Below are 13,099 nucleotides of genomic sequence, written 5' to 3' on the forward strand. Positions count from 1 at the left end.
AGACCTGGCCTTCTTCCAATTGGCCCATCGGTCTTAAAGCGCCATTCCCTCGATTGTCATAGACTGTGGTAGTGTCGGTCACTTTAAAATAACCCGCTTCCGAGCCATCCCACGGATTCACGCTTTGGATGGTCATCTTCATGGACGATTGATCTTCAAGCTTCTTTTCCTCTTCCTGGACAGGATCAATCTTTTCTAGGTTATTAGTATCGATCTCTTCTTCTGAGATACTTTCTTCCTCTTCTGCTATCGGTTCTCCTTTAGAATAAATGCCATCCTGGTTTACTGATTCATTGGTAGGTCCTTCCTCAGTTCCAGCGTCTGCTATCTTAGTATCCTCTTCAATTACGGAGAGCTCCTCACCCGCCTTCTGAACCAAAGCACGGCTTCCATTATTGGTCAAATAAAATGCCACATTCCCTATGTAAATAATGTTTTTACCGTTCTCACTTTTATATACAGGATACTCACTAATTTTTTCTAGTGCTGTTACCTTCTTTTCTCCTGTTACATCTTTTGGGTATATAATTGCTTCCGGTTTAATTTCAACAAGTTTATACTCAGCGTTTGAGGGGAGTGATTGAAAAGTTGATATGTTATCTGTTGGCATTTCTGCCTTTTTAATATCTTCAGACGGAATACTAATTTGACCGTCTCCGAATTGTATGTTAATTTTCTCTTTGTCTATAACAGTTCCAAAGAAGTACGTATTAGGATTAATTACGAATTGATTATTGATGTTTAAAGGTTTTTCGGAATATAAAACTTCAACTTTATTACTTTCACTAGCCATAAAAGCATGGGGAAAAATAACCATGGAAAATAAGAACAAATATATAAAAAAGATTATTTTACTTTTCACTATATTAGACTCCTTTTCACAAAAAATATAACCTCCCTTATTTTATTATAAAGGAATTATTAAAGATAGATTTTTTTACCTCAAAGGGAATTCAATGTTAATAAAGCACGTAATATCCTAACTGGATTAACTACGTGCCATTTAGAGAATAGATTCACTTTAAAATTTATATCACCTTAAACTAATTTTCATTTCTTTTTGTATTGAATCTAAATACACATAATAGTTTTCTAAAGACAAACAATAAAGAGTTCCATCAACTGATTTGATAAACGCTTCGTTCATTATTTCTTCTATCACCGAGTTATTAAAGTCTATTTCATTTATTTGTAAAGTACCAACCTTATTATTATCAGTAATATAGGCTATATTTTCATAACTATATTCTACAATCAATTGGCCATCATCATTCAAATACTCATTTGTGATTCCTTGGGTAGTTTTTCTCAATTCCTCTAAATCACTACCTAACAATGAAATAAAAAATTCATAGGAATTTGATATTCTCCTAGGAAAGATATCAATGAAGTCTTCTATCTTCAAGTCAGATGTAATCTGCTCAGCTTGATCAATAATTAAAAGATCGTTTTTACTAAGGTAACCGCTAATACCATTAACTTCTACTTTATAAAAATTTTGTCGGGTCTCTTCTTCTAAAATATTCACCTTAGTTCCGAATGCTAAATCTTCAACTTTTTCCCTAGTGTCTATATTTTTATATATACTTGACTCATTTACAATAATCCATCCATCCATATTTAGAATATCTTCAGGAGAAAGCTCTTGTACAGGTTCTCCTTTCTCTACTTGAGATACTAATTTTTCGTCTCCTTTATTGTTAAAACTATTATCTAATGCTTGAAGAGGATTTTCTATAAACATAAGGAATGTACTAAAAAGAAAAAGCAATAATAATATTGATAATTGAACTATATGATGTTTCGAATGATTTTTTTTTCTATGTCGTGCATATCTTTTAGTTAAGACAGGTTCTTCTTTTCCATTTGATATCTGATTCCTTAATTTCTCATACCTATACTCTTTTTTTTCTTTGTTAGATAAACTGTTAAACCAAGAAGTAAACTTTTTATATTTCTCTGCAACCTCTTTTGTTTCCCCAAAAAGTTCAACTCTTCCAAAGTTCAACCATAAAATTTTATCAGAAATTGATTGAACTTGTGGTAGCGAATGACTAATAAAAAATATAGTTTTTCCTTGAGCCTTGAATTCATCAAATTTGTCAGTACATTTTTGATAAAAAGTATTATCTCCTACTGATAAAGCTTCATCAACCACAAGGATATCGGGTTGTACATGAACGGAAATAGCAAACCCTAATCTTGATTTCATTCCACTGGAATAACTCTTAATTGGTTGATCAATAAAATCTCCCAAATCGGCAAAGTCAATTATAGCTGGGGTTATCTCCTCAATTTCTTTCTTTTTCAACCCATGCATTAAGCATTTTAATTCTATATTTTCTCGTCCCGTAACAAAATTATTTAAGCCTGCTGAGATAGCAACTAATGAAGGGTCCCCCTTAACGGTTATCTCCCCAGAAGTAGGAGGAGCTATCTCAGCAAGTATGTTAGATAAGGTTGACTTTCCTGAGCCATTAATCCCTATGATTCCAATTGTCTCTCCCTTGAAGACTTCGAATGAGATATTTTTAAGAGCTGAAAATGTTTTCTTTTTTTGATTAAAGGAAAACATATCCAGTAAAATATCAGACTTTTTCCTATATAAATTATAAGTCTTGGAAACATTTGTTAATTTTACTATAGGGTTTTCCATAAGCAACCTCCTGCTATAAATAATCCACAAATTTATTTTTATAATTTTCATGCAGAAGTGCACCCAAAAATAAAATCAATATTGTGAGTGACCAAAAATACAATGTGGTTCTCCAATCTTCATAAAACCATGTACTATTCAATAAAGAGTCCCTAAATCCATTGACGATGTATGCAAAAGGATTCAATTGAATTATAGTATGGTAACGTTCGGGAAATTCATTCACACTCCATAATATTGGAGTCATAAAAAACAACAACCGCATAGAAGTTTGGACCAGTAATTGGAAATCCCTGATAAGCGCTGAAATGGTCGAAGTAAAAATCGTTATAGAATATAGCAACATGAATAAACAGACTAAGTAATATGGAAGTTGTAAAATATATATATTTACTGGTATACCATAAACAATCATTACAACAGCAAGAATTAATAAAGTAATTAAGAAACCAAATATATTACTCATTATTGTAATAGATGGCAATATACTAACCGGAAACTTCATCTTCGAAACAAGATTTATTTTACTGTAAATACTATTTGAACCTTGCACTATTGTAGGACTGATGAAGAACCAAGGAATCAACCCTACCAGCAGCCAAATGAAGAAGGGAGTTCCTTCAATAGGAACTCCATTTCTAATTCCCACTCCAAACACAAACCAATAAACACCTACTTGTAGTAAAGGGTTTATAAATTGCCAAAGTATCCCTAAAAAGTGCATTTGATATTTGCTCTTTGTCTCATAGAGAGCCACTCTTAAGATTAGTGGGAAATACAAAAACTGCTGTTTAATAGTATTTAGAACCGTCTTCATACTGGTAGATATGAGCGTTTCGTATTTTGATAAAGGTTTCCAAAATTAATATATTGAACATCCTTTGGTAGAGTTGAAATAACATTCTTGGTATCAAATATTCTTGCATGATTCATTCCTTTAAATTTAGACCAGTCCATATCCCTAAACTCATTATGATCGGTCAATATCACTACTAAATCTGAATCCTGTAAGGCCTTTTCAATGTCATTATCAACCCAGTCATTTTCCACATGTGGATCATACGCACTCACTTCATAATTTGAATTCGTTTTTAAGTGTGAATAAATATCCATTGCTGGGCTCTCACGAATATCATCTACATTCCCTTTGTAAGCTAGGCCAAATATAGATACCTTCCGACCACTGACTTGTTCCATAAGTTCATTTATATGTTCTACTACATAACCAGGCATAGATGTATTGATAGATCTAGATAAGCCAATTAACTTAGCTGCTTCTGGTGCTTTAGATACAATAAAATAAGGATCTACAGCCAAACAATGTCCTCCTACACCTGGACCAGGAGTATGCATATTAACTCTTGGATGTTTATTTGCCATTTCTATAACGTCTAATGCATTTATTTCTAACTCATTACAAACTTTAGTTAACTCATTTGCTAAAGCTATATTTACATCTCGAAAAGTGTTTTCCATTAACTTAGACATTTCAGCTGTTTTTGCATTGGTCTTAAGAATTTCTCCTTTTACAAATGTACTATAGACCATAGCCCCTGCTTCCGTACACTGGGGAGTTATTCCTCCCACAATTCTATTATTATATATGAGTTCATGCATAATCTGCCCTGGAAGTACACGCTCCGGACAATGTACTAAGAAAATATCTTCTCCAATGATAAATCCCACTTCTTCTATAAGAGGTTTTACCACATCATCCATTGTACGAGGAGCAATCGTAGATTCAACAATTACCACATTACCTTTTCTGAGGACTGGTATTACATTTTTCACTGCACTAATAACATAACTTGGATCCATAGATTTATGTTCATCATTATTGTTAGGTGTAGGAACAGAAATAATAAAGGCATCGGCCCTTTCAGGCGATAATGCAGCTTTAAATGTTCCTCTTTTAATAACCTCTTCTAATGCTTCTTGAAGGCCCGGTTCTTCTATATGAATATTGCCTGCATTCAATGATTCAATTACTTCCGGTTTAACATCTACACCTACAACTTCCACATCATGTTTAGCAAACATAATAGATGTTGGAAGACCTATATACCCCAAGCCCATTGTATTTATTTTCATAATTTTTAATTCCTCCTGTTTTTCACAAACTAACTATAAGTTTCTCCCATTCCAAACCAATCTTCTCAATGCTGAAGTTATCATTTACATATTTTTTTAACTCTTGCATCGTCTGTTGATCATAGCTAACATTTTTTATTCTTTCAACGGATTCTTCTACACTTGTCATTAAATATTTTTCTGGATAAATTGTATTACTACCATCCCAATTTAAGATAATTGGATAAGTACCCGAAGCCATCCCCTCGCTTGGTGATAAATGAAAACTTTCAAAGTCACTAGTTGAAAGAATAAACCCTATTTTCGTAAACCATTCTGGTATGTCACTTCCGAAACCATCAAATATTACAGAATCTTTCCATGGAGCCTTTTCAATTCTCTCATATAAACTCGTATAGTATAATCTTTCTTCTTCTTTTCTCCAAAGCCAGGGATACTCTTCAGGACGTTTTCCTTTTATATAAAGCGTATATCTTGAATCTTCATTCCAAAGTTTTTCTAAAATATCTACTGCTAAATCCAATCTTTTTCTTTTAGGACTCATTCCCACAAATCCTAAGTTGAATTTTGGTTTATCCTTTACTCTATCAAATTTTTTAGTATCTATTACATTATATATCATTGTCATTTTCTGTCTAGGGAACTTAAACACTCTATAGAATTCTTCATATACATAAGGAGAAATGGCTATAATTTTATCAATGTTACTTAAATTAAACCTTTTCGGATAAGGTGTATCGACTTCTTGTAAATGCATTCTTACAATCAGTTTTTGGTGCGAGAGCTTGTTTTGGGAATACCACACAGCATTGCCGAGCCCCCATTCACATACAATAACATCTGCCCAATGCAAATATTTTAGACTTTCCTCTTCATCATGCCCCGTATGTCCCTTCCAAACATCCTCCTTAACATCAAACCCTTCCCTTAATTCAAAGTAATTAATTATGTTGGTTGCAAATTTCAAATCATGCCCAGCAAACAATATATTAATATTTCCCATAATTTTACCCTCAGATCTCAATATAATCTTCAATCTCTTTTATATAATTTGGTTGAAGTTTTTCTTTATAAGCTCCTTCTACGTAATTTAACTTGTTGCTACTATAAAATTGCTTACCATATTTAAAATAAGGAGAAAAGTCACTTTTCACTATAAAGCTCTTCAGCAACTCTTCTAACGAAGCTTTACTAAAGACATTCGTTTTAATAATTGTTCTAGAAGCAGACAAACTTGAAACAAAAGTGTACTCAAGACCTGAATTACTCTCCAAGAGCATCCCCTTATCCATAGTAAAGTAATTAAACTTACCAATAAAGTCACTATCGGTGTACAAGGTACTTAACATTAAATCCAGAAGATAATTTTTTCCATAATAATCCTCCAAGGAAAAGTAAGCTATATAAGGAGTATCAACCCATTCCAATATATTATTATAGTTATGCATGTAACTTCTTATAAAAGTCTGGATAGAATCATCATTATATTTATTATACATTTCTAAATATCCATCAAAAGTGTCCACTAAAACAAGCAATTTCTTATGTTTGTATGCTTGCCTATTAAATTGTTGCAGAATTTGTAGATATTCTTCTTTAGTTGATGCAAATGCAATAACACTAACTTCGGGATATTGAAAATCAAAATTCAAGCCTGCATTTTTAACTATAGAATATAATCTATTTGTGTAGGTATGTTTTGTTAGTACTTCCCTAATTCCAATTATAGATTTCTTGTTATAAAAGCTTTCTTCTTCCAGTAGCTTTCTAAAGGATTCATCTAAATCTTCAGGATTTTCTTCCATTTCAACTAAATCCCCAAAAATATTTGAAACACCCTGAGCATAGGTACTTATTACGGGAGTCCCACATGCCAATCCTTCAAAAACGCGTCTAGAAAACATGGTTGGTGAATCTTTCACAGTATTAACATTGATCATTACTTGATAGCCTTTGTAGGCTTTATCAATTTCATAATATTTTAGATTCCCTTTTATAAATGGTTGGAATCTCTCTGGAAACTGATGATTAGGCATTAACCCTTTTTTAGTCATCAAATAGTTCCTATCATAAATATCTAATCCGAATTTCGAAGCTGAATCTAATAGCCTATCCATGTCTACTGATCTTTCTTCGTGATGACGGTAATAGGAACCTGCAAAGCATGCTTTCTTTTCCCTTTCATCAACAATTTTCATCGGATTATGGATTAAAGGTTGAGCAGCAAAGGGCAAGGCATAAACGTTACTATGACCTACACTTTTTTGATAGCTTTCAATCATATTCTCATCTGTGGTATAAATATAATCAAATTTTTTTGCTGTTTCAATAAATCTATTAAAATGGACCGGATCTTCTTTATTCCAAAATACAGTTGGTATATTATGCTGTCTACACCAATCAATCAGCATAGCTAGGGGCTTAGAATTTTCTTCTCCATAATCACCAACCCTTTTATTCCACGTTCCATCATTCCCATTCCACGCCGATTCCACCATTAATAAGTCTGGTTCTTCACTAGTTAAAACTTCCAACCAATTTTCTGGGGTAAACTGAATAAGATTACACTCGTATTTATAGCTTTCATAAGTAAACTCATCAAAAATTACGGCCATTTTTAACTTTTTTAGTGGTTTGTCCGGTAAAAGGTTTAATTTATTCACTTCAAATTTATCAATAAAGTTTAAAGACCGTTCACTCTTAAAGGACTCTATCTCTTTAATTTCAAATTTGGATATTTCAAAAGCACCTTCTCCTGCAACCCTTAAAGCAATTCTAAATTGGGTTACTTCAGGAGATGGTTTTATTTTCATAGAAGAATTAGGCTTCAATTGTAAAACCTGAATCTTTGTATTGTTTGAATATCCTATAAACATGGGCAACAGATTAACCCCATCATCAACTTGGGATTTAACAGAAAACTCATATTCATATCCTTTTTGAATATCCATTAATTTAGTTGTAGGCATCTTTCCAAAACTTGTATTGTTTTCTTTATAGGATATATATAAGTGTTTACCTACTGGAATATTTATGTTTCCTGTTAAGTTATCTTTTTTAGTATCAAGCTTTATATTTTTTTGGTTAGTCGAATGCCATAAAACGCTAGACAAGTCCAACTCCATACTATTTGTGATTTCAATCGGTTTTTCATCAATATTAATTTCCAGGTTTTTGAAATAACCTTCACCTGTGATTCTAATCATGAACCCAACCGATAAGACATCTTTATCAAAGATTATATTGAGACTTTCATTTAAAGGAACTTCATCTAATATGTTTTGCCCGCCCTCAGTATATCCAATTATTAAAAGCGAGATATTTGTTTTGTTATACGTTTCTCCCGATGGCATTATAGTGTAACTTTTACCGTCTAATGGGGTAATAAACTGAACCTCACTTTGATCAACGCATGTTAAATGTCTAAATTGGTTCCCTTTCAATTTTGTTTCAAAAATATCATACTTTTGAGAGTAATTTATTTTATCATCTTTTCTTTTCCAACCAATTAATGTTTCGCTGTTCAACCTGTAACTTTTTTGATGTTTTATCTCTAGATGCTTCTTAATTGGCGGCAACTCTTTTCCCCACCAGTAAAACTCATTATTTATTATTATTTCCTCAACACTAAAGGTTCCTTTTCCCGAAACACGAATTGCTAACCTGAAATAATCATATTCGTCGTCCAAACTTATATTGCTCTTCTCATTTAGCTTTATTTCACTACTATTGTTTTTTATTCCATCACAATAAAGAATAATCACTAATTTAACATCTACATTTGTTGTCTTTTGCCCATTAAAAAACACAGATAAGGAATTAGTGTCATTGATTGGGATACCATTTCCTTGAAGATTTTCAAACTTTGCGTTAGGTTCACTGTGAACTAAATATGTGTACCCTTGATCTACAAAATCAGCTTTAAAAGTGTTGTTTTCACTACTGTAAGAAAGATAAGTGTTTTCAGGAACATACCAATCACAAAAACTCAGGTAATGATATGTACTGTTTTTTTCCTCGTTTTTTTCTTCCCAAAGTATATTATTGTTGAGTTGCAATCGCTCAAGTTTAAGCTTTCCTTTTCCTTTAAATCGTATTGCAATCCTTATTTTTTCTATTTCTTCAGATAAAGTAATCTTTCTATTAGTATTTAAATCAGCTTTTAGTGTTTCAACTTTCCCACTATTATTATAGGAAAATACAAAAAAATCCACTTCTAGGGCACCAAGTTTTTTACCTTCGAATTTAAGAATGTTTTCATTTTGCCCTTTTTCGAATGGGATAGAATAGTTAGGGATATGGTCAAATCCATTGTTCTTCTCTAAGTACGTTAGATAACATTGATTATTTTCAGGAATGTTTACTTCGATAAAATTACTATTCTCATTATACATAATGTTATCATTTGTCTTTTTAAACCATTGAGATCCATGGATTAATTCTTCGAAAATTGATCCGGAGTTTCTTTTATTAAGCCAAGCCCTCTTTTCTTGTATGGATTTTAGCCTCTGTTTGATATTAATCGTCATACTTTTCTTGCTCCTTTTCTTTTAGGAAAAGTATCTTTCAACTTTTTTCTTAACTTCCAGTATTTTATTGTGAATTTACCTAACAAAGAATTATAAAGAGCAAAATACTTTTTTTCTAATAATTGATGTTTATTCTGTACATTCTCTAATTCTTTTATTTCTCTTTCTCTTAAATCTAACTGCTTTTCGATTTCATTTTTTAATAACTCATTCTCTTTCTTTAGTGCGATTTCTAGTTCATTGAGTGATTTGTTTTCATCCATCACTTTTTTTTGTTTTTCATATAGAAGGCTGTATTTACGCAATTTTTCTTGAAGAGAAGCGATTTCCGCTTTCAAATTATCTACTTGTTTTAAAACATTTTTTCTTTCCTCATAATTTGCATTTTTTGTTCCGTAAAGTTCTTTTTTCAGGATTTTGTTTTTTTCTTCCAACTCTTCTATTGTTGCTACTTTTTCTTTAATTAATTCGTTCTTTTCTCTTAATTCCTGAGTCAGTTCATATAATTCTTTTTCTAGTTTGTTTTCCTTATCCACTTCACTTTTTAATATTGCTATTTGGTTTAAAAAGTCTCTTTCTCTGTCATATATCTTGGTCTCAAATTCTTTCAGTAACTCAAGATTAAATTTATTTCCCTTTTCTTGATTGTTTTTCACAGTTAGTATTGTTCCTACCCAATTTCCTAAAAAGACTACATCATCAAGTTCTAATTTATCATTTTGCAAACGTAGCAGACCCTCAAGATAATAGGTTTTTTTATGATCAAAATAATCGTTAATACCAAAGGGTACAGTAACTATAATTCGGCCGTCTTCTCTTAGTAATGTAGAAGCCCTGTTAATAAATCTATGTGGGTCAGCAATGTGCTCTAAAATTTCCCCAAATATAATAGTGTCATACTTTTTTTCTCCAAAATCATAATTCATAAAATTTGCTATTTTAAAATCTACATTCTCTATTGTGGTTTGAGCTTCATCACTTAGTAAATCTTCTGCATGTTCTATAGATTCTTTCAATAAATCGATTCCTAATACCTTTTTTCCTTCTCTTGCTAACAATATAGATGTGATCCCCTGCGAACAACCTACATCTAAAATGGACTCCCCAAAAGCATTTTCACATATCCAATGGACTCTCTTTCTTACCTTTTCTCCAAAGCCAGAACCCATTTTATTAAAATATGCTTCTGAAATTCTATCTAACGGTTTTTTCATTATTCTCCCCCGCCCCTATGTTCAATTACCAAAAGTCATCCGAATTGATTATAGATTTCTAAGAATTTTATTTTTTCAAGTTCCCAATTATATTTACCTTTTGCAGTCTTCGTGTTCTCCGCCATTTCTTTGTGCAGCGTCTCGTTCTCCAATAATTCATTTACACCGGCTGCGATTGATAAATAATCATGAGAGTCCACACAAATACCCACATTTTCCCCTTCGACTACTTTTTTTATTTCGGGAAAGCTACAAGCCACAACCGGCACCCCTGCCATCATGTACTCAAATAATTTATTGGAGGAAGCAGAGTAATGATTGAAGTTGGTATTATTAAGAACTTGAAAACCAATATAAGCGGTTTTCGTGTAGCTGGGCAAATCTGTCAGAGGGACTTTAGGCAAAAACTTCACTTTCTCTTGCAAGCCCATTTCTTCAACCAATATCTCTAATGAAGGTTTTATCCTGCCGTCACCTATAAGTACAAGCGTTCCTTCAATAAAATGAGGAACCGCTTGAATTAATTTTTCAAGTCCTCTTCCGGCCTGAATGCCACCCTGATATAAAAGTATCTTTCCATCTGGAGGCAGTTGCAATAAAGAATGCAATGGTGCTCTCTTTATATGTTTATCTTTCTGTGCAAAAGGGTAATTGTGTACTACATTTGGATAAAACCCATATAAATCCTGATTGTATTTTGCCCTTGTATGATTCTCAACGATCATATCGTCAATTCTTTTTATATAGAATTTCTCAAGAGTTCCAAAGTACTTCTTGTCGTAACCAGTTCTACTTGTTTGTACTTCATGAGAATCATAAATAAGCCTTTTTTTCTTAATACGAAGTTTTGCACAAATATATCCTTGAGGTAATGTGTTTAAATCGTTTGAATGATAGATGGAATAATCCTTTCCATATCCTTTTGCTATCATTCTAAACAATATGCCACCTCTTACCCACAATACTTTTAGTTTAGTTTTCAACAATAAGAGTCCTACCATTGTGATAATTCCGGTAATGATAGGAATCAAATACATAAAAAATAGCCATATAAAAAATAACACTAAACAGAACAGTTTATTTTGAAAGCACTTCCGATAAACCTTTTGCATCAATTCTAACAGTATCGGGTACCTTCTCACTCGATAAACAGAGAAGTCATCATTCCGCTTCTCATAAGTAGGCAACCCCTTATCTTTCGGATCATGAATGCAAATCAAGTCTACTTTATACCCGTTTTCAGACAAAGCGGTGCATTCTCTTAGAACTCTGGCATCGTTGGTAAAATGATTCCACACAAACATACAAACTTTTTTATTCATAACGCCCAACCTTACTTAGTGATTTTTCATTGAATACTTGGTTAATCGTTTCTATCAATATATTAATATTATCTTCCCAAAGGAAATGCTCTCTTACATATCTTTGACCATTCATACCCTGTTCGTATCTTTTCTCAGGGTTTCTATATAAATAATCTATAAAATCAATCATTCCTGTAACATTAGTCTCTGATACATAGCCAACTTTCTCTCTGTTGATAATTTCCTTTGAAAAACCAGATACCGAAGCTACAATTGGAACTCCGCAAGTCATATAATCAACGATTTTACCAGGCAGTACCGTTTTAAACACATCACTATTAACTAGGGTAACAATTCCCACTTGATGTTGGGATATCAATTTGAAACATTCATTCCTTGTAAGGGGTGGAACAACATCGACATTCGTCAGCCCTTCTTTTTTAATGTCCTCTAACAATCCTTTTCGTTTAAGACCATATCCTATTATCGTCATTTTGATATGTTTCTTATTAAGTTCCTTAGCAAGATCAATCAACAGTTTATCATTCTGGGCTAGTCCAATATTCCCCGCATAAATCACTTTAAAGTCCCTTCCCGATGATAAGCTCACCGGATATACTTCTTCTGATTTCGCAGAGTTGGGGATATATACCATTTTCCGGTTAAAGTCAGGGGAAATAGATTCAATATAATTATAAAACCCTTTACTATTAATGAGAATTTTATCGGATGATTTATATAACTTCCCCTCAATTTGTTTAAAAAGATAAATTATAGGGGGAAAGTTGAATACATTTACTCCCTTTAATGATTCCGGCCATAAATCACGTATATCCAAAATGAATTTTGACCTAAAACGCTTCTTCGCTATCAGGCCTACTATACCTATAAAAATAGGGGGAGAGGTTGCAAAAACCATGTCATAATTTTTCTGTGAGCGGAAAATAAACCAAATCATCTTTAACGTGATTTCAATATAATAAAACAATCTGTTCAAGATGCTCCGAGAATATTTTTTGTTTCTCACACTCACTCTGTAGATGTTTCCCGTATCTACGTTTAATTCTTCATCATCCCAGAACGATTTATCAGAATACAGATTCCTGACGGGATATGTTGGATCTGTTGTCAGAATGTTTACAGTCAGGTCACTGTTTTGCAACATCGAGTAAATATTCTTCATCCTGTTCCCCGCACTTCCAATTTCAGGATAAAAATGTTGCGATATAATTAGAATTTTTTTCGACATAACTTTCCCCACTATATAAAAACTTCGAATTCTTTTTGACAATGTTCGATGAAAAA

9 protein-coding genes are annotated in these 13,099 nt (G+C 32.5%); all 9 read right to left on the reverse strand.

The genetic code is table 11. From position 1 onward, the window contains the following. Nucleotides 1-862 (reverse strand): hypothetical protein (locus tag F6X55_RS11370; RefSeq protein ID WP_153463361.1); only part of this gene is annotated, 862 nt, incomplete at its 3' end. A 171-nt stretch (nucleotides 863-1,033) separates the two neighbouring features. Continuing rightward, complete coding sequence (locus F6X55_RS11375) at nucleotides 1,034-2,656, reverse strand: ATP-binding cassette domain-containing protein (protein ID WP_161993075.1); 1,623 nt, start codon at nucleotides 2,654-2,656, stop codon at nucleotides 1,034-1,036. Nucleotides 2,657-2,669: 13 nt separating this feature from the next. Beyond that, nucleotides 2,670-3,473 (reverse strand): ABC transporter permease, encoded by an 804-nt coding sequence (locus F6X55_RS11380; RefSeq protein WP_153463365.1) that lies wholly within the window; start codon nucleotides 3,471-3,473, stop codon nucleotides 2,670-2,672. Then, nucleotides 3,470-4,747, reverse strand: a complete 1,278-nt coding sequence (locus F6X55_RS11385; RefSeq protein ID WP_153463367.1) for a nucleotide sugar dehydrogenase — start codon at nucleotides 4,745-4,747, stop codon at nucleotides 3,470-3,472. The genes F6X55_RS11380 and F6X55_RS11385 overlap by 4 nt, the downstream gene beginning before the upstream one ends. Nucleotides 4,748-4,769: 22 nt before the next feature. Then, complete coding sequence (locus tag F6X55_RS11390) at nucleotides 4,770-5,750, reverse strand: glycosyltransferase family 4 protein (protein WP_153463369.1); 981 nt, start codon at nucleotides 5,748-5,750, stop codon at nucleotides 4,770-4,772. Nucleotides 5,751-5,760: 10 nt separating this feature from the next. Then, nucleotides 5,761-9,276 carry a CgeB family protein gene (locus tag F6X55_RS11395; protein ID WP_153463371.1) on the reverse strand — a complete coding sequence of 1,172 codons (3,516 nt, stop codon included), beginning with the start codon at nucleotides 9,274-9,276 and terminating at the stop codon, nucleotides 5,761-5,763. Beyond that, entirely contained in the window at nucleotides 9,273-10,490 is a 1,218-nt protein-coding gene (locus F6X55_RS11400; protein WP_153463373.1) for a methyltransferase domain-containing protein, read from the reverse strand. Before F6X55_RS11400 ends, F6X55_RS11395 begins: the two co-directional genes overlap by 4 nt. Before the next feature lie 35 nt (nucleotides 10,491-10,525). Next, entirely contained in the window at nucleotides 10,526-11,812 is a 1,287-nt protein-coding gene (locus tag F6X55_RS11405; protein WP_153463374.1) for a glycosyltransferase, read from the reverse strand. After that, nucleotides 11,805-13,043 (reverse strand): glycosyltransferase family 4 protein, encoded by a 1,239-nt coding sequence (locus tag F6X55_RS11410; RefSeq protein WP_153463376.1) that lies wholly within the window; start codon nucleotides 13,041-13,043, stop codon nucleotides 11,805-11,807. Before F6X55_RS11410 ends, F6X55_RS11405 begins: the two co-directional genes overlap by 8 nt. Nucleotides 13,044-13,099: the final 56 nt, after the last annotated feature.

The sequence above is a fragment of the Sediminibacillus terrae genome, assembly GCF_009602435.1.
Lineage (GTDB): Bacteria > Bacillota > Bacilli > Bacillales > Amphibacillaceae > Sediminibacillus > Sediminibacillus terrae.